This is a genomic window from Peribacillus sp. NPDC096447 (genome assembly GCF_044762725.1).
In the GTDB taxonomy this organism is placed as follows: Bacteria; Bacillota; Bacilli; order Bacillales; family DSM-1321; genus Peribacillus.
Map to the genome: position 1 here is coordinate 1 of NZ_JBIWEV010000010.1, position 25,070 is coordinate 25,070.

Sequence of the window (25,070 nt, forward strand, 5' to 3'; positions counted from 1 at the left end):
CCCACGGGCAGGAACGTTCTACCCCAGCTACCGTTATCATATATCGATATAAAAATTGTTCAACCAGAAATATCTGGCTGACCTTATAATACGAACGGGGCAGGATAGTTGAAGAGTCGCTGTTTGATCTTTCTTCAACAATTGGGCCATTTAGTGGAAGAAGGTGCTGCATTAAAAATTATATAAATGAAACTATTTATCCATCTATTCGTATTTTAGATAATACTTGTCATGATTACATACTTAATAACTGGAATCGGGGGAGAAACATATTGTTATTATCATTAGATATTAAGGAAGCTGGTTATTCTAATGTTTCACCTGTGTTGAAGGATATTCAGTTTTCTATTGATTCAGGAGAACTTGTAGGGTTGATTGGTCCAAATGGAGCAGGTAAAAGTTCAACAATAAAATCAATACTTGGAATCCTTAACTATGTAAAGGGTAATATCCATGTAAATGAATATGCTTATATACCAGAAAGACCAATCTTTTATGATAGATTGACATTGTGGGAACATGTGGATTTTCTTTTATCCACATTAAATGTTGACGAAGAACTCTTTAAACTTAAAGCGAATGAACTATTAGAACTTTTTCATTTATCACATGTGCTTCACCATTTTCCAGAGAATTTCTCAAAAGGGATGCAGCAAAAAGTCATGCTAATTCTTGCATTTCTAAAAAAACCAGATTTATATATCATTGATGAACCATTTATGGGTCTTGACCCGAAAGCAATCAAAAAACTATTGCAAATGATAAAAAAAGAAAAGGATAGGGGAGCAGGTATTTTAATGTCCACACATGTACTTGATACGGCTGAAAAGACCTGTGATAGATTTGTTTTAATTTCAAACGGAAAACTCGTCATACAAGGAACACTTGAAGATATTCGAAAAGATAGTGGATTAAAGCAAGGTTCTTTATTTGATTGCTTTGATGTTCTTACAGAGAATGATTCATATGTCAGGTAGAAAATTATTTACAAAAAGGTTCGTTCAAGAGTGGAATTTTCAATGGGAAGTTATACGGTCCGTTTTAGATTGGTCGATTATGTTATATTTAGTCATTCCGGTAATTCTCATTGTCCCTTTTCTCTATGTTGATGCATGGCAATACGTCCACCTTTATTGGAATGAGAAACTTCCTATATCTGTACTATTGCTTGTGGTATTTTTATTGTCTGTTAGTGGAAACTTTAGAACGTACCTTTTGGAAGCAGATTTATTGTATCTGATGCAACGAAAAACAATCCTTCACCAGTTAAAGCTATATGGTTTTCTTTCTTCATTTTTACTGATGATCCTAGGTGTAACCCTTGTTTTTATTTTGATCTTGCCTATATTTATTTTAATTTATAAATTTTTACTAACGGAAATATTATTATTGTACTTGGCAGTTAATGCTTTTCGGTTCCTTTTCTTGACTTTAAAGAAAATAATCAATCGAACTCTCTATAAGTGGATGATCTATCCCTTAACATTTATTGTTTCAATTTTAATGATATTAAACATAAATTCTGTCATATACGGAATTGGAAGTATCTTATGTATTTTTGTTATTTTCATTTTCCATTTAACTCAAATAACAAAAACAAATCGATGGTTTTTAAAAGAAATAGAAATTGAGAATATTGAACGGATTAGATATATTAAACTCATTTTAAATTTTTCTATGGAAGTAGAAAAAGAAATAAACAATCAGAAAAAAAGACCCCTTCTTTTTTTTCGAGAATCAAGGAGGATCTTTAAGACACGTACCAAAGAGAATGGACTTTTGGAAATACTATTAAAAGTATTTTTGCGGAATAAAAGCTATCTAACCTCCTATTGTCATCTTATGATTATTACAATCTCAGCAATAATCGTATTACCTGTTTGGTTAAAATGGGTGGTTTTTATTTGTTTTACCTTTTTTATTAATTCTTGGTTAAGAAGTCTATACAAAAAAATGTTAGCCAGTCATTTTTTTTTTGTTGTTCCTTATAATAAAGATTTGTTAAATACAGTATGGATACATTCAAAAAGTGGGTGTCTCTTCCTGTAATTATTTTAACAGGTGTATTAACTTTTTTATTAACTATATTGGGGCTAATTGGATAATTCTAATGTATTTGAGTAAGCTCCTTGTTTATTCCAGAAAAGGGCGCGATTCTTTAATAAGAATCGCTTTTCTTAATGAACTAACAGGTGCTTTACTTCAATAAGGAAGGTTGCTGAGGCAGCCTTTTTCTAATGGAAATATCGGGGCAGGTTAGTTACATAAGATCTTTTTTACTTTATAATTAGTTCCAGGGAAAAAATGCCATCCTTAAAAGAATGGCCCGAAAATGGACTTTTTTTAACCATATTAGAAATGGTTAAAAATTTAAGTTATTGTTTAAATTGATCTTTCTATATAATGCAATAACTGGTTTATTTTTAATTTCCCAATCTTCAGTACGTATCAAAGGGATATGATATTCCCTTTCCATTTCGGTCATTAACTCCATCAATAGATGGCTTCTCATAGGCTCTTTTACTAAAAGAATGATTTCCTGATATTCTTCTTCTATTTTGCTTAATGTTTTCATACTATTGTCCCCTCCATAATACTATTGAATTATACCTCTCCCTATAGTATGTTTAATCTTCTCCAATCAAGCACCGCCCTAGTCTTACTAGGTAACTTGCAATGGATGTTCGTAATTAATAAAGAACCTCACAAAAAAACATTCCTCACTTATGTATATATAAGGGGATAAAGTGATGGTGCAAAATCCATATGAGATGTTGTTTGTTCAAATTAATAGAAAGAGAGAAGAAATGATCCTCCTTGGAAATCTGCATGGACTAACGTCCCCGGCAACAATTAATGCAAGTCATCAGCTAGATCGTCTTCTTAATTATCTGTTATTTGAAAAGGCAAAAAAACAGGATATACAAGTTAATCGCCTAATCTATTTGATTGATAATACTAAGCCCTTCTAGTATCGCTAAGGAATCATTGGCTTTTATTTTTATTGGTAAGAGGGCGCAGTGAATGTAAACTTGACACTTTCTTCATATCAAAGGTGTATTCATTAAAGCATGTAATCACAATAAAGTTGCTAAATTGTGGATACTGGAAAACGTCATTTTTTTCCGTTCAGTAGTCTAATGTGAAAGGACCTTTTGTTTAGGGCTTAAACATGGCAACTACCCTTAATTTCTTTGAATGAAAAAGCCGGCTTTCCTCTGATAAAGGATTGCCGGCTTTTTACTAAAGGAAATTCCTTGGAGTATCTACCATATCATAGCTTGTTTACAGTTTAGTTAATGAAAAATAACAGTTTGATAACAGAGACTTAAACCAAAAAAATGTCCATGATTTAAGGATTAATTGCAATTTATCTTGGAGTTTTTGCACCAGAACTGAATTAACAAATGATTAAATAATTTATTACGGAGTTTTATTGTTTATCTCAATGTGTTTTTTCAGTTCATTAGAAACTGTACGAAGATTTTCCTTATCAGGTATATAATAGTAAGTACCCTTTATTTCCTTACTTTTTCCTTCAATTTTATGCTGCTCTATATTTTTCCGAGCATCTTTATAATTTGATTGAATATCCCACATATCATCGAAAGTCAAGTTCGTTTTTACGTTATTTTCAACGACTTTAACCATCTCGCCAAATTTCGTGATAGAGGATATGTTTGCGCCTTTTTGTATTATAGCTTCAATTACTTGACGTTGTCGCATTTGCCGGCCGAAGTCTCCTCGCGGATCTTTACTTCTCATCCGAGAATACCTCAGTGCTCTTTCACCATCCAAATGGAGAGGACCTTTTGGGTAATGCACATTGTAATAAGTGAAATCTAAATCATTATTTACTTCCACTCCTCCTACTGTATCAACAATTTCTTTAAAACTTTTCATATTTACCTTCACAAAATAATCAACAGGAACATCTAAGAGATTTTCCACAGAACGAATGGTCATCTCAGTGCCGCCGATCGCATAAGCGTGGTTAATTTTGTCTGTCTTCCAGCTCCCTTTTATCTTTGTGTACGTATCGCGAGGAATACTTACCATGTGCATCGATTCGGAGTGAGGGTTAATCGTTAATAAGATCAATGAATCGGACCGCCCACGTTTTTGACCTGCTGGATTATCAATCCCCATTAGCAAAACAGTTATCGGATCACCTTCTTTGAAGTTAATTTTTTCTAATCGTTTTTCAGATTTATCACGATCGATATTTTCTTCAATATTTGCTACTGTTGAGGTTACCATGTGCCATAAATAATATGTATAACTGCCTGACCCTATAATTAATACACAAATTATTGTTAAAATCATTAGTAGAACTTTTTTTCTCTTTCTAGTACCCATTTTGCACCTCACTTTAAAAGCTATTAAAATTGAGCATTTTCACAGTTTTTTGTTCCCTGTTAAGTTATAAAAAACATTTTGAAAATAATCATGACTATGCTGCAGGTTTAGAATCAGGTTTAGAATCAGTTTGATAATTTCGTCCTGTTCGAGCAACCTTGTTCCATTTTTTGTTGAAGAAATAAGAAATACTTCCATACAATACGATGTACATCGTTACAAATCGATAGACATAAATATCAAAGATGATGGCAAATAGTAAGCGGGATGCATCCTTCTTTTGAAACGAAAACCCGTAATACTTACCCATTCCAATTGCCACCAAGTCATACGCTATTCCAAATAAAAAAATGTAAAGCAAATAAAATAATATGTAATGAACATAGGAAGATGGAGGGTTTAAGATCCCATTTAGCACAACTATACCTGTCATCACATAAGGAGCGATGGTGCCTACTAGAAATGACTCGAATATGTAAAAGAAAGAGACGGATTTAGTAAATAAAGTTTTCCCGAAAAAGGACCGGAAATGGATAAAGCAATCAATAAATGCTTTTTGCCAGCGTACGCGCTGCTTGATTAAATCCTTCCAGGTTTCAGGCAATTCGGTATAACAAATAGCTTCCGGTATAAAAATAATTTTCTTGTTTTTATGTTTCGATATGTGCCTATGGATGCGCAGTGTGATGTCAATGTCTTCTCCTATTGTTGATCGGTAACCACCCACATCTAGAAGCACTTGTTTTTTGAAAATACCAAATGCTCCCGATATGATTGCTAGAGCATGAAAGCGTGAAAGAGACATCTTTGTAATATAGAATGCTTTTAGGAAATCCAAAGTTTGAACTCGTATTAGCATGTTTGCATGGAGTAAAGACAAGCGATTTAAAGGTTTAGCTGTTTTTGTTTGCAAAACATGCACCATTCCGCCGGCTGCAACGACATCCTCATCCTCAAAAGTATCGTTAACAACTGATAAGGCCTGATTTGTCAGGATGGTGTCGGCATCTAATGTGACCACTAAACTTTGACTTGAATATTCAATCCCTGCATTTAAGGAATCAGCTTTTCCGCCATTCAATTTATCTATGACGTAAATATTAGGGTACAGCTCGGACTGATAAAATTCCTCAACTTTTTTATGAGACAGTCTTTTGAGCGGAGATTTTGAACATGGTCTTAACTTTAGAAATCTATTCAAAAGAATCATTGTTGAGTCCGTTGAACCGTCATTGATATAAATGACCTCAAATTGGGAATAAGATAATGATTTCATGCTCTTAATCGAAGTTTCTATAATTCCCTGTTCGTTGTAACAAGGGACTAAGATGCTAATTCCCTTATCTATTTTAAGGTTTTTTTTGAGCCCTTCGTTTTGTTCACGAAACCAAGGTAAACAATGGAATAAATGAAGCACAGGAAACACAATACATAAAAATAACAAAAATTCGACAAAAATATCCAAAAAAACACTCCTTTATTGACATAAGTAAAGAAAAAATAACCCCACTTTACTAATAATATTTGCATAAAGAATATTTTTTTACGAGGGTTCAATGGTAAAAGAATACCAAATGCCCACGAATTTTGATGTAATTTGAGGATATGTGTCGAAAAAAATGGGAAAATTTTCTCCGGATAATTAGGTTGCCCTACACACAATGAGGCTTTTTTTAGATAATAAGACTGTATTGTTTTGTCACTATAGTGTGCTATGATTTTCTCGACGATGATTTTCCGTCCTCCTTATATGGAGGACGTTTTATTTTTTTCTTGTAAAAGGGTTGCCTATCATCCGCAATGAGATGGGTTAAAGATTCCAAGTAGTTAATATAATAAAAGTTTAGAAGATTGCTTTCCATTTTTCATTAAAGTGTAGTGTTTCAAAGTATTGTGATCAGGACGTGGTGAAATCATGCTTAAAAAAGTGACCGGTTTAATAGTATTTATCTTAGTTTTTCTTCCTATTTTCGAAAAACCTTCAATGGCTGTAACTTACACAGTTCAACCGGGAGATACCCTTTCGAAAATTTCCGACAAGTATGGAACATCAGTAGATAAGGTGGTAAACCTGAACAAATTACTATCTACTATACTTGAGCCAGGACAACAATTAGAAGTTCCTAAAACGTACATTAGTAAAGGGGAAACACTTTATAATATTTCAATTAAACTCGGTGTTTCTATACCTGAGTTAATACGAGCAGCTAACCCCCAAATTAAAAATCCTCATTGGATTTATCCTGGACAAATAATAAATGTTCCAATAAAAAATGAAATGATTTATATGGGTAATCCCAGTAAGAAAAGAATCGCCCTTACTTTTGACGACGGTCCAGAAGATATCTATACTCCGCAAATTTTAGATATCTTAAGACAAAAAAGTGTGAAGGCAACTTTCTTTGTGGTAGGGAAGCAGGCAAGGGAGTATCCTGAACTTCTAAAACAAATTTACAGAGAGGGGCATGCAATAGGTAACCACACTTGGGGTCACCAGCATTTACCAGATCTCACGAACCAACAATTTATCGAAAATGTACAGTTCACTACCGCAGAAATTGAGAAAATTACAGGGTTAAAAACAGATTTATTCCGACCCCCATATGGTGAAATTCAAGATCAACAGGTAGCACTGCTTAATAATCGTGGATACCGTTCGATCATGTGGACGGCAGATACAATGGATTGGAGCGGAGTGTCTGCCGAAGATATTCAATCAAGAGTGAAGCAAAATGCAAGCCCTGGGGTCATAGTCCTTCAACATAACTACCATGCATCCGGGAAATTTGAAACTGTTAAGGCATTGCCTCAAATCATTGACCAATTACGTGCACAGGGCTATGAATTTGTTACCGTTCCAACACTCTTAGGTAAATAAGAATCAACTATAAAAATAAAAAGCATCCCAATAGGTTTACCCTATTGGGGATGCTTTTGTTTTCTTAAGATTACTATAATTAGAGTTGTCACTTTAGGAGATTTTTTGCGTATATTTTAAGTGGTATTTTGCACATCCAATTTTAAAAACCCAGCTACCTTCACATGAGAAGATTAGCTGGGCTTCTTAATTATTTACATCCAATCATTTATAGAACTATTCGGTTCCGCCTAGTAAAAAAGCGACTGCTCATCGTTTAGCAACGCGGCCTTTAACGGAACAATTCTATTCGTCATTCAACGGTTTTATAATCAACCTTCGTTGTAAACTGCTTATTGGTTTAACTTGAATGGCACCTTCTCAGCTCTTTAAACTCCCTCAACTGGGCTCCTGCTGATATTCCGACGGTCAATAACTGCTTCAACAATAAAGATAAATTACTTACTTACTTTTAAAAGAAACTGATCGATACGTTCTTTTTGCCGTAAGTGGTGCCGGAAATGCATTTCGATTAGCTGAAAATATTCCTCTGCATTTAAATATCCCATTCTCCGGTGCTGAACTTTCTGACTGGCCGGGATGTCAGAGAGCTTTCTCTCTATCTCTTGCATTTTCTCAATGATTTGAAGCAGTCCTTCCTTTACTTCTTCTTTTCCTGTAGGATTTGGCGGTGTGAAATCCGGTGTATCCGGACCTTTTACCCTGATTGGGGGAAACGTTCCTTCTTTGAAAATCGATTCGCCTATTTCTGTTTTTTTACCGCCATCGGAAGTAGTGCCATTAGCACATTGCTTAATGGCTTTCAAATGAAGATAAAGGGTGCCCTTTATTAAATGATTGTACATTTGTCCTAATGACCATTCATCCTCAGAAGGCTTCCTCGTAAACTCATCTAGGGAATATTTACTTAACTCTTCAATATAGTATGTAGCCACCTGTTCGAATCGCTTCAATATCTCTTTTGTATCCAATAGATCTCCCACTTTCTTTATAATTTTCTTTCTCCTTAATGTTGAGTAGTACGTCCCAATGCTAAACAAAATAACATCTTCTGACATTAACTTCGACTTACCTACAAATAATCCCTTCTCTTTTATTCAAGAAAATGGCCCTTTTATGGAATAACATGACTGACGTTTTCAAACAGTTTTATTATGTTTTTAAAAAACTTTATTAGCTGTTTTGATTTCTGAATTAAAGTTGAACTGAATATTTTTAAAGAACTTTAGAAGGAGGTACTACAATTTAAGTAGTGCCTCCTTTACATTTTTAATAGTAAATTTCAATGACTTTATATTTCTTTTAACAACGTACATTTTTAGATTGTATATCTGCCATCTATGTACCAAAACTCGTAAGTTTCTTAACACCTTATCGTTAGTGGATTTATAAGGGTTTATCTCTGTTGTAGGTTCATTAACTCATCTCTTTATCTATGTTCAGTTAATAGATTGAAATTAAGTTATATACACTCATAATGGTCTTAGAGTACAAGAAACGTCATTATACCAATATTTAATTGTACAAGAAGGTTTACAATGAGATTTACAATAAGTACATATTCAAAAACTATTTTTCTATTGTTATCAGTCTTTTGCTTAGTTTGTTTAGCAGCTTGTGGTAACAAGGATAAAGGGAATGAAGTATTACAGCAATTCAATGAACACATTGCAGATGTAAAAGAAAAGCTAGGTGATAAGGTAAACCAAGAAGTATCTGTTGTGCGTTTCCTAGCAGGCACTTCATATATTTATTACACAGATTCATTTTCAGGCGTGATTTTTGACCAATTAGGATTTAAACGTGCTGAGCAACAAAAAGAATTATTTAACGCCAATAAGCTTGGTAATTTTTCTTTGGAAGTAGGTAAAGAAGTTATTCCTAAAATGGATGGAGATATTCTATTTTACTTTACATATGCTCCAGGTGGAGATAAAGAAGCAATAAAAACTGCAAAAGAATGGACAAGTGAAGCTCTTTGGAATAATCTAAATGCAGTAAAAAAAGGAAATGCATATGAGGTGAGTGACGCCGTTTGGAATACTGCTGGCGGTGTAATTGCAGCTAACAAAATGTTAGAAGAACTTGAAGAGATCATGACTAGTAAGTAAAATTTCAAAGGTTCTATCACTTTAGGGAAAAAACGGAAAGTATATTCATACTTTCTGGTTTTTGCTCTTTTTTCGCAAATTATTAGTTAACAGAAGTGTTGTTTCAATGTGGGTGACAAAGATATCCTTAGATTGATGCTAGACCTTATTTAACTGGCAGGTTAGTTCTATAAGAAAAAACATTTATTAATCTTACTTTTGATATAATTGAATAAAAATAAATGTTATTTGGAGAATAAAATGCTTAAAAAAATTAAAGCGTGGACAAGGAATTTGAAGAAACAGGTTTTTATACTTTACTTTGCTTATAAAGATAATAGAGTACCCTGGTATGCAAAGTTATTCGCTGCTTGTGTAGTTGCTTATGCATTCAGTCCAATTGACTTAATACCTGACTTTATACCGATTCTTGGCTATATAGACGATGTAATTATCGTTCCATTAGGTATAATGCTTGGATTAAAGATGATTCCAGCGAGTGTATTAACCGACTGTGAAGAAAAGGCAGAAGAGTTGATGAAAAAAGGTAAACCTAAGAATTGGATAGTCGGCTCAATAATAATATTAATTTGGGGTTTAATTTTAATATGGGGAATTATTACAATCTATAATTTCTTAAATTAAAGGGTGGCGTTACTTTTAGAAGGAAGTGACGCTTTTCTTATGGCACTAACGAGGCAGGTTAGTTCAATAAGCGTAGTGTATTCGAACTGTGACACAATAACTTTTTCTTAGAATCTAAACTAAAATTAATAAAGGAAACGAATAAAAAACACCACATATAATAATATTGAAGGAGTTGATAACTATGGAACTTGTTGTCGGACTACTATCTTTTGTTGGTGAAATAACAACGGCATGGGCAATTTCAGCTTGGAGTTATTACCAAGAAAAACTTGGTAACAATTAATTTCTTCTTCATAGGACTAATCATTTTGGTTAGTCTTTATTTTTTTAACTAGGGAAAGGTAGGAATTAATATGAATATTGGTGATGTAATATTTCAACTATTTACGTTTATTTGTCTATTTGGGGTATTTTTTGGTGTGTTTATTCTTGTTCGTTCTCTCGTTACTAAACAACCAAGCAAGTCAGAAAATATCGAACAAAAGCTTGATAGAATTATTGATTTACTTGAAAAGGATAAGAAAAATTAATCTTTTTCTCTAACGGGCGCGTTAGCTGAAGATTGGAGCTGTCTTTAAGGCAGCTCTTTTCTTATGGAACTAACGGGGCAGGTTAGTTGCATAAGGCTATTCAGCTTTTTTTAAATAAGAGACATAAAATATATAAACCCCACACAATAAACATGAACTATTTATAAAAGGGGGAGGTTTTATGTCAGTGTTGAAGGTAACCTTGAAAAAAGTACTTCTTTTATGTGCAGTATTTCTAATCTTTTCAGAAAGTGTTCAAGCAGAAGAAGTTCATAATCAAGAAGGAAAAGTAGTTTATCAAGTCACAAAATTAACATCGGGGGTAAAATGTGAATATAAAATTGGCAACAAATGAAGAAATTAATATGCTGCATTCAAAGTTTAAAAAATTCAATACTCATCTTCTTGAAGAACCAAGTGAGTTATACAATCATATCGATATTATGGATGTATATAATCGAATTCTTAATGAAGAAGAGGCAAGTGAGTTATTGGGGAGAAGTCATAATTTAAAGTAATCTTTTTCATATAGAAGAGAATGAGGTGTATGTACACATTTATAAAAAAGGTTTGGGAAAAGAAGTGTTCAAATATATATTAAGTTGCTTAAATCGAGTAGAGGCGAATATCTTTCGGAAATTGTTTTCCACTAGTAAGGGAAATTACAAAATAGGTGATATGGAAGCCCTTATCTTTTTAACAAAACTTTCAGTGGATGAACTATATTTTGCAAACTTTTTCTTTCCTTCTCTTGATACAGTGATAATTGGGAATTAGAATAAAATTTCTTCAATATTTAAATGAAGTAAATGTTTCTTATACAAAAATTAAAAAGGATGCACCAATCATCCGAAGTTACATACCTTTGTATATTTTGATAAAATTTACAACCGATCAAACCCTGTGTTTTAGTTGATATACAGGGTTTTTTCAATTTTATCTCATCAAACAAATCCCTAAATATTTTAAAATAATTGAGATAATCACGGACTGAAATAGAAAATGTAAAACTTTATTTAAAATAATATAAAAAGCCTAACTTTTTCTTTAAAGAGAAAGTTAGGCTTTTTTCATTTTTATGTTTGGGTCCGTCCTCGGCCCCAAACCCTTATTAGAAAGCAAAGCAAGTACAACCAATCCCCCATTTAGTTCCATCTTTTCCTATTACGGTATGAGTGTGTTGATGGAGAGGGTTACTGCAACTATGTTTGTGATCATGGGCATCGTGAGAAAGTATATTGTGGGCTAGGTTAGTACCACCATAACCATAAACTCCCGTCGGTGCCCAATCAGGTGATGCTGGCGGCAATTCAGGTGATAAATTTTTAAATTCATCATTTCCATAAACAACCTGCCCACCCATAATGGTGAGTAATGATTCAAGGTCTTTGATTTCTTCTTCTGGCACTGTAAAGTAGTCAGCAGACAATACAGCAATATCAGCAAACTGACCTACTGCAAGGGTTCCCTTTTTATCTTCATCACCAGAGAACCATGCACTTCCTTTGGAATATAGTTCCAGGGCTACTTTTCTGTCAAGTTTATTCTTTTCATCATATATCGAAAGACCACCAATGGTTTTTCCTGCAACCATCCAGTAAAGAGCAACCCAAGGGTTATAGCTGGAAACCCTCGTTGCATCACTACCGGCGCCAACTGGAATACCCAAGTCTAGCATACGATAAATCGGAGGAGTATGCTTTGCAGCTTCCTTTCCGTATAAATCAACAAAGTATTCACCTTGGAAAGCCATGCGGTCTTGGATGGCAATACCGCCATTTAAAGCCTTAACACGTTCCATACTACGATCTGAGATTGTTTCTGCATGGTCAAACCACCAGCGTAGACCATTAAAAGGAATTTCGCTGTTGACTTCCTCAAAAACATTTAAGAAACGTGTTATTGACTCATCATAAGTTGCATGTAAACGGAATGGCCAACGGTTTTCCACCAATAGAGAAATTACTTTCTTTAAGTCAGCTTCCATCACCGTAGCTAGGTCGGGCCGCGGCATTTGAAATTTTTCAAAATCGGCTGCCGAGAATACTAACATTTCTCCGGCACCATTCATTTTATACTTATCATTTCCTTGACCCGGAGAAACAATTTTTGCCCATGAAGCAAAGTCTTCATATTCATGATTTGGATTTTGTGTAAATAGATTATAAGCAATACGCAAAGTTAATTGATCCTTCTCGGCTAAATGTTCAACAACTTTGTAATCATCAGGATAATTTTGGAATCCACCACCTGCGTCAATGGCACTTGTGATACCTAATCTATTTAATTCGCGCATAAAATGGCGAGTTGAGTTAATCTGGTCGTCAAAATTAAGTACTGGAGCTCTACCCAAACTTGAATAAAGAATAGAAGCGTTAGGATTGGCAATTAAAAGACCCGTTGGATTACCTCGTTTATCTCGCTCAATTAAACAGCCCGGAGGGTCTGGGGTATCTTTTGTGTATCCCAGTGCACGCAGCCCTGCACGATTTACAAGTGCTCTATCGTAAAGATGTAGCACAAAGACAGGCGTGTCTTCAGAGACAGCATTAATCTCTTCCAAAGTTGGCATCCGTCTTTCTTTAAATTGAAATTCAGACCAACCTCCAACTACTCTTACCCACTGAGGAGCAGGTGTACGCCTTGCCTGCTCTCTAAGCATTTCCAGAGCAATAGCAAGTGATGGCACACCTTCCCAGCGCAATTCCATATTATAATGAAGACCGCCACGAATAACGTGTATATGAGAGTCATTCAAGCCCGGAATAGCTCTCTTTCTTTTAAGGTCTATTTTTTTTGTTTTTTCTGTGGCACTATTAAGAAGCTCATCTCCACCTACTGCAGTGATTAAACCATCAGTTATGGCGATAGCCGATACCTCAGGTTGAGATGGGTCAAGAGTAGTGATTTTTCCGTTATATAAAATCATATCCGGTAAATTCATGTTCACACCTCGCCTACTTCCTATTATTCTGTAACCATGGATGCAATATTTTACCGAGAATCGGCATTACTACCCATGATAGCAAGGACACTATACATACAGAAACAAAAAAGGCTGACATAATAGGATTCATATTTTTTATTATAGGCCCTATCACTATAGGAACCAACTTGCTAAGAGGCCATACACCAAGAACGGTAACAATAGACATTTTCCATTTTGGCGGTGGAACTGGCGTTTTCGGAGTAACAAACCAATAAGCCAAACTGCTTTCAGTTTTGTAAGTTGGATTAGTAGCTTGAAATGGTTCTGCCTTTTTTAACAAATCTCGACGAATATCTGATTCTTGCCAAGCACGTAGATGCTCATACGTATCAAAGCGAAAAACAACAGTATACTCTCTGGATCCGTTATTGGGGACTATTAGATTTACGCCTAAATGCCCTGGGAATTTAGTAGCGGCAGCTTCGACTTCATGTCTCCACGTTTCAAACTGTTTTTCTCTACCTTCTTGGATTTCCCATGTAACAATTGTTGTTACTGGACCACCAGCATCCATAGTGTTCCCTTTATGAGTTTCTCCGGCAGTTACTCTTTCTTGATTCATATTTTCCTGCTTGGAGGCGCGCCATGTACCATAGTATATGCGTATTCCACGCCTTGACCATAAGCGCCAGTGTGTTCTTTTACAATTTCCATAACAGCATCATAAGTGTCTTTGCGTGCCCAGTCACGTTGGTATTCAAGTAAAACTTGAATTGCTGTCACTGGAATTGCTCCAGCTTGTTCTACACGACGCATAGCAGCGTTATGTGCTATCAAACTAGTACCACCTGAAGCATCATCAACTGCATAAACTTCATAGCCAGCTTTAATTGCTTCAAGCACAGGGAATGCAAGGCAAACTTCAGTCCAAAGTGCTGCAAATATCAATTTCTTTCTACCTGTTGCTTTAACTGCCTCAACAAATTTTGAATCTTCCCAAGAGTTCATTGAACTACGTTCTATAATTTCATGGTTTGGGAATATGTCAAGAATTTGTGGCCAAAAATAACCAGAAAAGCTTTGTGTTTCAACGGTAGTAAGAATAGTAGGTACGTTAAAAGCTTTTGCTGATTTAGCAAGCAGCATAACGTTATTCATTAATGTTTGTCTGTCAATGCTTGCAACTCCAAAAGTCATTTGAGGCTGAAAATCAATCAAAATTAATGCACTGTTCTCCGGAGTTAACAATTCTAAATTACTCATAATAAAACACTCCTTTTTTTAAAATAATAAAGTTTTTTGAAACAATTTTAATGTTTTCTTAAAGGCAATTATTAATTTCAGCTGTAATCGTAAAAATAAAAGCCCTGCTATACTTCTTATTGAAAAAAGGAGCGCTGATTAAATCAGCGCTAAATTTATGCTATCCACTTTAAAAAAAGTGATTGATAGCTATTTCTTAGGAATAAATTTATGCATTTTGTTTACTAAGATCTCGCTGAGCTCCCATATAGCTTCCAATTACATTTTGATAACCTGGAAGATTACTAGCAAGCAAATTGCCAAAACCTTCGACATCGTTGCGCCAATCGCGTTGTAGTTCGCACGCTACGCTAAACCAGTTCATAAGTTGCACGCCATTATGTGCCATACGCGTATTGGCAGCTTCTGCAACTTGTTTACTGAAAGTGCCTGAAGCATCAGTAACAGCAAATACTTCATACCCAGCTTTTATAGCGGAAAGTGATGGGAACGCAACGCAAACATCTGTAACTACGCCCGCGATGATAAGTTGTTTTTTTCCAGTTTCTTCGATTGCTTTTACAAAATCATCATTATCCCATGCGTTAATTTGTCCAGGTCGAGCTATTTTTGGTGCATCAGGAAAGAGATCAACCAATTCTTGCATTAATGGTCCATTAGGTCCGTGTTCAAAGCTTGTTGTTAAAATAACTGGTAAATCAAAAAACTTAGCAGTGTGAGCAAGAGCCAAAACATTGTTCTTGAATTCATCAACACCATAGTCACGAACTAGTCCAGCCATAAGGCCAGTTTGATGATCCACTAAAAGAACGACAGCATCATCTTTACGAATACGAGAATAGAGATCAGACATTATGTATTCCTCCTAATAATTAAGGTAATGAAGAAAGTTTAAACATTGGAGTATTTATCCTGAATTTCTTCATTTTCCCAATCAGTTTATAATTAAACTTATATTGACGTCAATAATTTTCTTGAAAATCAGAAAAAACGTCAGATTTATTTTTAAAAATGCTTGCTCTACTTCTATTTATCTAAAACAAGAGTTTTATCTATCCAATTTATAAATTGTTGTAAATAACGCTGAAGATAACGTTTTGTTTGTTCGTCAGTAAGCACTTTCTGATCGGAATCAATCTTTTCATGTACTTGAGAAATCAGCACTTTTTGAAATGGAAGAACATGAACTTGCATAGTTTCTAGTATTTCTCTGATTTGCATCTGAGCATAAACAGTACCTAACCCCCCAGGAGTTGCTCCAATTAGGCCAACCGGTTTTCTGCTAAGAACAGCGGATTCCCGAGGTCTTGATGCCCAGTCCAATGCATTCTTTAATACGCCTGGAATTCCAGAATTGTACTCTGGACTTACAATAATGATACCGTCAACGTCCTGGATAGCAGATTTAAATGATGTCACTGTTTCTGGAACACTTATTTCTAAGTCTTCATTAAAAAAAGGTAGGTTATTTATCTCAATCCAACGAAATTGATGGGAATCATCCATCTCAGTTAATGATTGAGCAATGATTCGATTATAAGAGTTTTGTCGTAAACTACCACAAATAAGGCCAATGGTCTTAGTCATATATTTCCTACTTTGTTAAAATCATCTCATCCTACCATGATATAACAAACTGAAAAAAGTGGCATTATGCCTAATCTTAAACTGTTTAATTTAATGAAGTATTTATTACAAAAAATCTAGGATGTAAGGATTTCTCATTAGTTTTCTTTCTAGTCTTTGTGACTATGCCAAATAGATTATGTCTATATTATTTTCTTCCAATCACTTTATATTTCCAGCATACTAGTAACTATAAAAAAATTGGAGGGAGTGCAGAAATGGAAGAAAAGAAAGTCACGTGGTTAGAACTCTTTTATGATTTGTTATTTGTGGCGGCGGTTGCGGCTGCAACTCATGTTTTACTTCATGTTGAAGATGGTCATATCCATGTAGAGTATTTAGTAAAGTTTGTCTTAATTTTTATTCCGATCTGGTGGGCTTGGGTAGGGCAAACCATCTTTGTTAACCGATTCGGAAAAGATTTATTTTATCAACGAATCTTTTTGATCCTGCAAATGTTTTTTGTCCTAATAATGACATCAAGCTTATCAGCTGATTTTGATCCTCATTATCTTTCTTTTTTAATAGGTTATATTGGGTTAAGGGCTGTGACTGCGATCCAATATCTTATTGTCCAGCGGATAGAAGCAGGAGTTCGTAAGCAAGCAGCACTCTTTCTAGGAAGATATTTTTGGATTGGAATCGTTATTTCATTATTATCCGTCTTTTTTGATTCTTGGATTCGGTATGCTGTGTTGTATTTCGGAATTCTTATCGATATTATTATTCCACTGCTTGGAAGAAAGTGTTTAGAAAAGGTCCCAACTAATACAGCCCACTTGTTAGAGAGATTTGGTCTATTTTCCATTATTCTCTTTGGGGAAGCTCTTATAAGCACTCTTGCGGTCATTCAACCTAAACAAGGAAATTGGGATTCAATAAGCTTTGCGATCATTTCATTTATCCTCATTATTTCGATGTGGTGGCAATATTTCGATAACATGGAGAAGAAACTCAACAAGTCTAGACAAACTTCTGGTCAAATTATTATTTACGGTCATCTGTTTATTTTAATGTCTTTGAGTATGGTTGCAGCATCCATTAGACTATTATTTTTAGATGAGGTCCAATATTCTTTTATCCTATATTTTGTTTTTGGTGCTGTATTGCTCTATTTCCTGTCAACTACAATTGTTTTTCATCAATACAGGTTTGAACAACACCGTTTGAAAATTTATCATTTATGCTTATTTTTAGGGATTTTAGCAGTCTTTTTTGTTATTAATTTGATTGTAGTAATACCAAATATTATGATAATAGGACAATTAACCCTGTTTTTTATCATCTATGCTAAATTAACAACTACATAAATAAAAGCATCAATTAAACCAGTATCAAACTATAGTGCTGGTTTATTTGTATATATAGTATTTTTTACATTTGACATTAAATCTGTTTATCCATAATTTGATTGTAATAAAATTAGAATGAGGTGACATTCATGAAAGATAATATAACGAATCGCTCCTCAACTAAAAAAGAGGAACGACTAGGATTAATGTTATGGTTTCGAATAACTCGAATATATAACCAGAGTATCCGGGAATCCAATCAACATTTAAAGAAATGGAATCTAACGACAGCACAATTCGATATCTTGGTTCAAGTGGGTTCGCATGAGCGCTTGTCTCAACAAGAACTTGCAAACAAGCTTTTTGTGACGAAAGGCAATATCACTCAACTATTAAAGAAAATGGAAGAGTTGGGATTGATTAATCGGGAACAGGAATGGAAAACAAAATACCTTTCATTGACTGAGGTTGGAAAAGAGTTTTTTTATGAAATTGTTTCAAAACAAGAACAATTTCAGGCATCACAATTTTCCAACTTAAATTACAAGGAAAAAAAACAGCTTCTAGATTTACTTAGGAAAATTCAAAAACCATAGGAGGTAATGACATATCAGCATTAATGGTAAAAGCACCTGTAAACTTAAAACCACTTTTCAATTTCTGGTAAGTGATAAAAAGGAGTTTTGTTGCGAAGCTATCTATTCTCTGATTGAATAAAGGTGAATTTTCTTGCTATTTCAAATAGTAATCGCTAATTCAATATAGCTTCCTGTGAAAACTTCAATAATGTCAACCCCAACTATAACTTTTTCTCCTTCTGACCTATTTCATATGAATCATTGGAAATCATATATCATTAATACTCACTTTGATATCCAAAATGTTGGGCGATACTCCCTTTATTATCTTAATGTTTTACGAATGGCTAATAACTAACTTAATAATAGATATTGTGAATAATTTTCATGATTCTGTTTTCAATAAAAATAGAGATCCAATATTTATAGAAATAAAAAACTTCAGACAAAGGAAAAAACTTCAGACAGAGGAAAAAACACCCTGAAAGTCGTATATACAATTATCGACAAATTGGCGATGCTTTTTTTAAGGTTAGTTGTCTAACCAGAAATAAAAATAGGAGTGAAAATAAAATGAGTAAAACAACGATGGGTATTCACCACATTACTGCAATTGTTGGTCATCCTCAAGAGAATGTTGATTTCTATGCAGGTGTATTAGGTTTACGTTTAGTGAAAAAAACTGTCAATTTTGATGACCCAGGTACCTACCATCTTTATTTTGGTAATGAGGGTGGAAAACCAGGAACAATCATGACATTTTTTCCATGGGCAGGAGCTAGTCAAGGGAAAATTGGTGATGGTCAAGTAGGCGTTACATCTTATGTTGTTCCAAAAGGATCTATGAAGTTCTGGAAAAAAAGACTGGAATCCTTCAATATTCCTTTTACTATAAAGGAGCGCTTTAGTGAGGAATACTTGGAATTTGATGACCCTCATGGGCTACACTTGGAAATTGTTGAAAGGGAAGAAGGAGAAGTAAATACATGGACCTTTGGCGGGGTAACACCTGAGGTAGCTATTAAAGGCTTTGGCGGTGCTACTTTATTATCGACCCATCCTGACAAAACGGCTGCATTGTTAGAAAACATATTGGGACTAGAATTAATCGGCAAGGAAGGCGACTTTGCACGTTACCGTTCTTCAGCAGAAATTGGCAATGTCATTGACTTAAAATTAACGCCAATAGGACGCGGGACAATGGGTGCTGGAACCGTACACCACATTGCATGGCGGGCAAAGGATGATCAAGACCAATTGGAATGGCAAAAATATGTTGAGGAAAACGGATATGGGGTAACTGCTGTACGAGATCGAAACTATTTTAATGCGATTTACTTTAGAGAACACGGGGAAATTCTCTTTGAGATTGCAACAGATCCTCCAGGATTTGCCCACGATGAATCCGAAGCGACGATGGGAGAAAAATTAATGTTGCCAGAGCAGTACGAACAGTTTAGAGGGCAGATTAAACAAAGTTTATTACCATTTGAGGTAAGAGAATTAAAGTTGTGAGTTGGTTAGCTGGACAAATTATGCAAAATTAGGTGAGATTTTTTCCATAGAGAGACCTAATTAATTTCTTGATCAAAGTAATGAAAAGAATGGGAATGGTGAGGTTGCAAAAAACAACAGGGATCCATCATATAACAGCAATGGTGAACGATGCCCAAAGAAGTATTGATTTTTATGCTGGCATACTGGGGTTAAGACTTGTAAAAAAGACGATAAACTTTGATCGTCCAGAAGTCTATCATCTTTATTTTGGAAATGAAACTGGTCAACCTGGGTCTGTTATAACTTTTTTTCCGTGGCCAAAGCAGTTAAAAGGTCGAATTGGAACAGGACAGGTTGGAGTAACCAGTTTTATCATCCCGAATCAATCAATTAAATTTTGGGAAAATCGTTTGAAAAAATTTAGAATTAGGTTTATTCAATCAGTACGTTTTGGAGAAAAATATTTACAATTTCAAGATCCAGATGGTCTCGAAATTGAATTAGTGGAACGAAATGAAGGACCAAAAAATAATTGGAGTTTTGGAGAAGTCGATTCAGAGGTTGCAATTAAAGGTTTTGGTGGAGCTATTTTAATTTCAACTCAGCCTAATAAAACTGCGAATGTGCTTGAAAACGTATTAGGGCTCGAATGTCTTGGGCAAGAAGCGAGCTTCCTTAGGTTTAAATCGGATGGTCAGTTTGGAAATACAATTGATATTAAGTTAACTCCTTCGGTACGCGGGTTAAAAGGGGCTGGAACTGTTCACCATATCGCATGGAGGGCAAAGGATGACCAAGATCTTTTGAGATGGAGAACACTTCTTCAAGATAAGGAGTATTATCCGACTGAGATTCGTGATCGAAACTACTTCAAAGCTGTGTATTTCCATGAACAAGGCGGTATCCTTTTTGAAATAGCGACCGATCCGCCAGGCTTTTCCGTTGATGAAGCTGTCGCTGAGCTTGGTAATAAACTGATGTTACCATCTTGGCTGGAGCCAAAACGTGAAGCATTAGAAGAAGCCTTACCTACTGTGGAAGTTCGCGTTCTGGAGGGAGATCAAACATGAAACATATATTTAATAAGGGTAAAGATTCAACGAAACCAACGTATTATTACATGGTCCTGGCGGAAATGAATTAGATTATTACCTATAGCAGGAAGAATTGATGACGAGGCTTCAGTGCTAAGTGTCCACGGAAATGTATTGGAAAATGGAATGCCTCGATTCTTTCGGAGATTAGCTGAAGGTGTATTCGATGAGGAAGATCTGATTTTCCGTACAAAAGAATTAAATGAGTTTCTTGATGATTCTGCTGCAAAGTATAATTTTGATCGAGAAAACATGATTGCTATTGGTTACTCAAATGGAGCTAATATAGCTGCTAGTTTATTATTCCACTATCAAAATGCATTAAAGGGAGCAATTCTCCATCACCTGATGGTACCGAGAAAAGGAATTATTCTTCCTGATTTGTCAGGAAAGTCAGTATTTATTGCTGCTGGTAAAAATGATCCCATATGTTCGCCGATGGAATCTACTGAACTTCAATCCTTATTTGAAAAGGCTAATGTGAAAGTTGAAATTCATTGGGAAAATAGGGGGCATCAATTGACTGTTGATGAAGTTGAAGCTGCGGCTCACTGGTATCGTAGGGTTTTTAAACTTTAGGAATACAAATTAAATTTTTTGTAATAACTTAAAATTGCAGAGGAAATCGACAAATAAGACTTGATGTTTTAAGCAGGGGTGTGATTCCTGATTCCAACTATTTGGAGTTGCTTTGAAATCTAATATATTAATTGATTTAATGCACTTACATAATTTTGAAATTTTGATAGTAGGGAATATAATAACCCTATAAACATTTTGCAAAAAAATATTTTAAATGTTTTGGAGTAAAAAGTTTTTTTGATCAGAAAAGTAAGAATATAGGTTTAATAATGAAAATATGGGAGGGAATTTTTATGGCAAAATTTACTGTAGGTAATGAAAATCATGCTCCAATTGAACTTTATTATGAGGACCATGGTTCAGGGAAACCAGTTGTCTTAATACATGGTTGGCCTTTAAGTGGGCGATCTTGGGAATATCAGGTGCCAGCTCTTATTGAAGCAGGTTACAGAGTCATAACATATGATCGTCGAGGCTTTGGAAAATCATCTCAGCCGTGGGGAGGATATGAATATGATACATTTGCTTCTGATTTACATAAACTGTTAGAACATTTAGATCTTCAAAACGTCACACTTGTTGGTTTTTCTATGGGTGGAGGTGAGGTAGCTCGATACATTAGTACATATGGAATAGATCGTATTGAAAAAGCTGTTTTTGCTGGAGCAGTTCCTCCTTATTTATACAAATCAGAGGATCATCCTGAAGGAGCATTAGATGATGCAACAATTGAAGAATTCAAAAGTGGCGTGATAAATGACCGCCTTGCATTTCTTGACAATTTTACAAAGGGATTTTTCTCGGCTGGTAATCAAACAGATTTAGTTAGTGAGCCATTCCGTTTATATAATCGGGATATTGCAGCTAGTGCATCACCTAAGGGAACGCTCGATTGTATTACGGCCTTTAGTAAGACAGATTTTAGAAAGGACTTGGAAAAGTTCAATATACCTACTCTTATTATTCACGGTGACTCTGATGCAACTGTACCTTTTGAGTTAAGTGGAAAACGTACATATGATTCCATTCCTGGTAGTAAGCTCGCTCTAATAAAGGGTGGTCCGCATGGATTAAACGCAACTCATCCAAAAGAATTTAATGAAGCGTTACTAACATTTTTAAAAGACTAATAAAGAAATGACAGTTTTACTTAAAAAAGAAGCGCCATCTTTCTTTTTTACAAGGTTGTTATGAGGATAAATAAAACCTAAGTGTCAACTTTCGTTAGGTTGCCACTTAGGTTTTAAAACATATCCAATTTATTCTAATGCAAGAAGCATTAGATGAAGGATATGAAGGTTCCCTTTCAGAAGAGGGTTATTTCGACCTTGTCTATAGGTTAAAAGCAGATGTCGAGGAGTTTATTGACCGCAATCCAAATAAATTCAACTGAGTGCGATTCTTGATTAAGAAGGATCGCTTTTTCTTATGCAAAAGGGGCAGGTTAGCAAGATTGTGAAGGTTTGTACTTAAACTAACGGGTGCTTTACTTCATTAAGAAATAGTAAAATGAAAGAGGTTTTGTATGAGAATTAATGAGAATGAGAAAAAGAATTTATGGAAATCTTTAATAAATAATGGGTTCTTGAGTTCCCTTTTTGTTATGTTAATAGGAATTATAGTTTTGATTTATGTACTAATCTTATTTACTTGTTCAACGTGTGGCTTTACTTCAATAAAGAGTAAAGCCTTTTTCTTATTCAATGAGCACACCTCTCTTATTAAACAAAACCAACTAAGTTTGTATTTTAATACACTTAAACTAACGGGTGCATTAGCTGAAGATCGGAGCTGTCTTTAAGGCAGCTTTTTCTTATGGAACTAAAGGAGCAGGATAGTTGTAAAGTGCTGTTTGATCTTTAAATGAGCCATATTCTGGAGTAACTAATTGTGCAAATGATCAAAATTTGAAATAAATGTTATTAAGTATGCTCTTATTAATTAATAAGGAATGTTGATTATGGATAAAAAAGGTAATATGGAGGCTGCGTGTAACTCCACAGTTTTTTCCACTAATGGGTTCCCTTCCGGAATATCCATGCTGCATGTATGTTCCGGGGCAACGAGCATTCCGCACTCTATTAGTAAAAAATTTTAAAAGAATTTATGGATTTGAATTTGTTGCCATACAATTTTATAATTGTATGATTAATGATTGTGTGAAAAAGGATGAGGAATGTGCCGATTAATTCGTTTGAGGATTATCCAATGACATGGAAGCCGACAATAAATCGAGAAGATAGACCGATTTATCAGGCATTAGCTAAGCAGTTAGAATATGATATTATAGAGGGACGCTTAGTGCCTGGCACGAAACTTCCACCACAAAGAGAGCTAGCGGATTACTTAGAGGTGAATCTAAGTACGATTTCGAAAGCTTTTAAAGTATCTGAGTTAAAAGGACTGGTCAGTGCGACCATTGGTAGTGGCACTTATGTTTCGTATGATGCGATTTCGAACGCTTATTTGCTTGCAGAAGAAAAGCCAAAGCATTTAATTGAAATGGGAGCAATTTTACCAGATCGTGTGTCGTATGGACCTTTATTTGACTTATTGCAATCGATGTTACAAGAATCAGATTGTGCGAGATGGTTTGGATACAGTCGGCCAGGCGATGCGATTTGGCAAAAAGATGCAGGCGTCAAATTATTGAAATTTGCCGGTTTTGAAACGACTAGAGAACATATCTTACTTGCTACTGGCGGACAAAACGCCATCACAGCAACACTTGCAAGCCTTTGTCAGCATGGAGATCGAATTGGTGTAGATCACCATACATATCCAGGCCTAAAGACAGCAGCCGCCATGCTGGGAATTCAGCTTGTACCGATTCGTTCAGAATCTGATGAAATGAGTCCGGAAGCACTTCTTTATGCATGTAAAAATGAAAATATTAAAGGATTATATATTATTCCAGATTATCAGAATCCGATGACTTATACGATGAGCGTTGAAACTCGTAAGGCTATTGCTGAGATTGCTGTAAAGTATAATTTATTTATTATTGAAGATGGAGCGTATCATTTAATCCAAGAAAAAGTGTTGCCGGCTGTAGCGACATATGCCCCTGAGCATACGATTTATATAGCGAGTTTATCGAAATCGATGGCACCTGGACTCCGTCTTGCTTATGTGGCAGTTCCTTTAAAATACCTGGATTCTACTCGAAAAGCTCTTTATAATTTGAATATTTCCGTATCGCCACTACTTGCAGAGTTAGCATCACGAGTAATTGTATCGAATCAGTTTGAAAACATTGTTGCATTTCATAAAGAGGAAACAAAAGCCCGCAATCAGTTGGTCAATCAATATTTAGGTAAAGAGAACTGTTTAGGTGAAGAAACAGGGATTTTTCATTGGTTACATCTGCCGCATCAGTATACAGGTGACCAATTTGAACAACTAGCTGCAGCACAAGGTGTACAGGTATATAGTGGAGGGCGATTTGCGGTAGGTAATGTCGCACCAGCAAATGCCGTACGTGTGGGGATTTGCGCTCCAGAAACGAGAGAGGAACTTGAAAAAGCTCTTATTATACTTAGAAAAATAATTGAAATGTAAAATAAATATTGTTTGCCATACAATAATTATATTGTATGGCTTTTTTTTTACGTGTTATGATAATTCAAACTTAGTTGGGGATGATGTCATAGGCTTATCCCTTTATATAAAAATCTGAATATTCAAATAAAATTAAAAGTGGT

General features: G+C 35.0%; 23 protein-coding genes and 2 pseudogenes. 16 read left to right on the forward strand and 9 right to left on the reverse strand.

Features of this window, described 5'->3' with window-relative positions; all coding sequences use genetic code 11:
* The first annotated feature begins 272 nt into the window (after window positions 1-272).
* The gene (locus tag ACIQZD_RS23450) at window positions 273-977 is read left to right on the forward strand and encodes an ABC transporter ATP-binding protein (protein ID WP_402906870.1); all 705 of its coding nucleotides are present in this window, start codon (window positions 273-275) and stop codon (window positions 975-977) included.
* Window positions 967-2,049, forward strand: coding sequence for an ABC transporter permease (locus ACIQZD_RS23455; protein WP_402906872.1), 1,083 nt, complete (start codon window positions 967-969; stop codon window positions 2,047-2,049). Before ACIQZD_RS23450 ends, ACIQZD_RS23455 begins: the two co-directional genes overlap by 11 nt.
* Before the next feature lie 313 nt (window positions 2,050-2,362).
* Here ACIQZD_RS23455 and ACIQZD_RS23460 read toward each other — a convergent pair whose 3' ends face one another.
* Window positions 2,363-2,575, reverse strand: coding sequence for a hypothetical protein (locus ACIQZD_RS23460; protein ID WP_402906874.1), 213 nt, complete (start codon window positions 2,573-2,575; stop codon window positions 2,363-2,365).
* Between the two features lie 196 nt (window positions 2,576-2,771).
* Here ACIQZD_RS23460 and ACIQZD_RS23465 point away from each other — a divergent pair, with 196 nt between their 5' ends.
* Window positions 2,772-2,972, forward strand: coding sequence for an aspartyl-phosphate phosphatase Spo0E family protein (locus ACIQZD_RS23465; protein WP_402907002.1), 201 nt, complete (start codon window positions 2,772-2,774; stop codon window positions 2,970-2,972).
* Window positions 2,973-3,423: 451 nt separating this feature from the next.
* Here the strand turns inward: ACIQZD_RS23465 and tagU are convergent, their stop codons facing one another.
* The gene (gene tagU, locus ACIQZD_RS23470) at window positions 3,424-4,359 is read right to left on the reverse strand and encodes a polyisoprenyl-teichoic acid--peptidoglycan teichoic acid transferase TagU (protein WP_402906876.1); all 936 of its coding nucleotides are present in this window, start codon (window positions 4,357-4,359) and stop codon (window positions 3,424-3,426) included.
* 94 nt (window positions 4,360-4,453) lie between these two features.
* A complete protein-coding gene (locus ACIQZD_RS23475) occupies window positions 4,454-5,785 on the reverse strand; it encodes a glycosyltransferase family 2 protein (protein WP_402907004.1) in 1,332 nt (443 codons plus the stop codon).
* A 489-nt stretch (window positions 5,786-6,274) separates the two neighbouring features.
* Here ACIQZD_RS23475 and ACIQZD_RS23480 point away from each other — a divergent pair, with 489 nt between their 5' ends.
* A complete protein-coding gene (locus ACIQZD_RS23480; RefSeq protein WP_402906878.1) occupies window positions 6,275-7,237 on the forward strand; it encodes a polysaccharide deacetylase family protein in 963 nt (320 codons plus the stop codon).
* 437 nt (window positions 7,238-7,674) lie between these two features.
* Here ACIQZD_RS23480 and ACIQZD_RS23485 read toward each other — a convergent pair whose 3' ends face one another.
* Complete coding sequence (locus ACIQZD_RS23485) at window positions 7,675-8,208, reverse strand: DinB family protein (protein ID WP_402906879.1); 534 nt, start codon at window positions 8,206-8,208, stop codon at window positions 7,675-7,677.
* Window positions 8,209-8,865: 657 nt separating this feature from the next.
* Between ACIQZD_RS23485 and ACIQZD_RS23490 the strand changes: the two are divergent.
* The 5 genes and pseudogenes from ACIQZD_RS23490 to ACIQZD_RS23510 all read left to right on the forward strand — a co-directional run.
* Window positions 8,866-9,348, forward strand: a pseudogene (locus ACIQZD_RS23490) (ABC transporter substrate-binding protein); the annotation flags it as partial.
* A 240-nt stretch (window positions 9,349-9,588) separates the two neighbouring features.
* Window positions 9,589-9,972 (forward strand): YkvA family protein, encoded by a 384-nt coding sequence (locus ACIQZD_RS23495; protein ID WP_402906881.1) that lies wholly within the window; start codon window positions 9,589-9,591, stop codon window positions 9,970-9,972.
* Between the two features lie 356 nt (window positions 9,973-10,328).
* Window positions 10,329-10,505 (forward strand): DUF4083 family protein, encoded by a 177-nt coding sequence (locus ACIQZD_RS23500; protein WP_402906883.1) that lies wholly within the window; start codon window positions 10,329-10,331, stop codon window positions 10,503-10,505.
* Between the two features lie 181 nt (window positions 10,506-10,686).
* Window positions 10,687-10,860 carry a hypothetical protein gene (locus tag ACIQZD_RS23505; RefSeq protein ID WP_402906885.1) on the forward strand — a complete coding sequence of 58 codons (174 nt, stop codon included), beginning with the start codon at window positions 10,687-10,689 and terminating at the stop codon, window positions 10,858-10,860.
* Complete coding sequence (locus ACIQZD_RS23510) at window positions 10,835-11,023, forward strand: hypothetical protein (RefSeq protein ID WP_402906887.1); 189 nt, start codon at window positions 10,835-10,837, stop codon at window positions 11,021-11,023. The genes ACIQZD_RS23505 and ACIQZD_RS23510 overlap by 26 nt, the downstream gene beginning before the upstream one ends.
* A 593-nt stretch (window positions 11,024-11,616) precedes the next feature.
* On the opposite strand, the gene ACIQZD_RS23515 is transcribed toward ACIQZD_RS23510, so the two are convergent.
* The 5 genes from ACIQZD_RS23515 to ACIQZD_RS23535 all read right to left on the reverse strand — a co-directional run bounded on the left by ACIQZD_RS23515 (window position 11,617) and on the right by ACIQZD_RS23535 (window position 16,284).
* A complete protein-coding gene (locus tag ACIQZD_RS23515; protein ID WP_402906889.1) occupies window positions 11,617-13,449 on the reverse strand; it encodes an amidohydrolase in 1,833 nt (610 codons plus the stop codon).
* 13 nt (window positions 13,450-13,462) lie between these two features.
* Window positions 13,463-14,056 (reverse strand): antibiotic biosynthesis monooxygenase, encoded by a 594-nt coding sequence (locus ACIQZD_RS23520; RefSeq protein WP_402906891.1) that lies wholly within the window; start codon window positions 14,054-14,056, stop codon window positions 13,463-13,465.
* A complete protein-coding gene (locus tag ACIQZD_RS23525) occupies window positions 14,053-14,697 on the reverse strand; it encodes a hydrolase (protein ID WP_402906893.1) in 645 nt (214 codons plus the stop codon). The genes ACIQZD_RS23520 and ACIQZD_RS23525 overlap by 4 nt, the downstream gene beginning before the upstream one ends.
* A gap of 208 nt (window positions 14,698-14,905) precedes the next feature.
* Window positions 14,906-15,550, reverse strand: coding sequence for an isochorismate family cysteine hydrolase YcaC (ycaC, locus tag ACIQZD_RS23530; protein WP_402906895.1), 645 nt, complete (start codon window positions 15,548-15,550; stop codon window positions 14,906-14,908).
* A 173-nt stretch (window positions 15,551-15,723) separates the two neighbouring features.
* On the reverse strand, window positions 15,724-16,284 hold the full coding sequence (locus ACIQZD_RS23535; RefSeq protein ID WP_402906897.1) for an NADPH-dependent FMN reductase: 561 nt from the start codon (window positions 16,282-16,284) through the stop codon (window positions 15,724-15,726).
* 257 nt (window positions 16,285-16,541) lie between these two features.
* On the opposite strand from ACIQZD_RS23535, the gene ACIQZD_RS23540 reads away from it, so the two are divergent.
* The 7 genes and pseudogenes from ACIQZD_RS23540 to ACIQZD_RS23570 all read left to right on the forward strand — a co-directional run bounded on the left by ACIQZD_RS23540 (window position 16,542) and on the right by ACIQZD_RS23570 (window position 24,927).
* Window positions 16,542-17,633: a low temperature requirement protein A gene (locus ACIQZD_RS23540; RefSeq protein WP_402906899.1), complete on the forward strand. Its 1,092-nt coding sequence runs from the start codon at window positions 16,542-16,544 to the stop codon at window positions 17,631-17,633.
* A 131-nt stretch (window positions 17,634-17,764) separates the two neighbouring features.
* Window positions 17,765-18,211 carry a MarR family winged helix-turn-helix transcriptional regulator gene (locus tag ACIQZD_RS23545; protein ID WP_402906901.1) on the forward strand — a complete coding sequence of 149 codons (447 nt, stop codon included), beginning with the start codon at window positions 17,765-17,767 and terminating at the stop codon, window positions 18,209-18,211.
* A gap of 555 nt (window positions 18,212-18,766) precedes the next feature.
* On the forward strand, window positions 18,767-19,708 hold the full coding sequence (locus ACIQZD_RS23550; protein ID WP_402906903.1) for a ring-cleaving dioxygenase: 942 nt from the start codon (window positions 18,767-18,769) through the stop codon (window positions 19,706-19,708).
* A 104-nt stretch (window positions 19,709-19,812) separates the two neighbouring features.
* Complete coding sequence (locus ACIQZD_RS23555) at window positions 19,813-20,760, forward strand: ring-cleaving dioxygenase (protein WP_402906905.1); 948 nt, start codon at window positions 19,813-19,815, stop codon at window positions 20,758-20,760.
* A pseudogene (locus ACIQZD_RS23560) lies at window positions 20,757-21,363 on the forward strand (alpha/beta hydrolase). The gene ACIQZD_RS23555 and the pseudogene ACIQZD_RS23560 overlap by 4 nt, the downstream one beginning before the upstream one ends.
* Before the next feature lie 296 nt (window positions 21,364-21,659).
* Window positions 21,660-22,496: an alpha/beta fold hydrolase gene (locus ACIQZD_RS23565; RefSeq protein ID WP_402906907.1), complete on the forward strand. Its 837-nt coding sequence runs from the start codon at window positions 21,660-21,662 to the stop codon at window positions 22,494-22,496.
* Between the two features lie 1,048 nt (window positions 22,497-23,544).
* Window positions 23,545-24,927 (forward strand): aminotransferase-like domain-containing protein, encoded by a 1,383-nt coding sequence (locus ACIQZD_RS23570; RefSeq protein WP_402906909.1) that lies wholly within the window; start codon window positions 23,545-23,547, stop codon window positions 24,925-24,927.
* Window positions 24,928-25,070 lie beyond the last annotated feature (143 nt).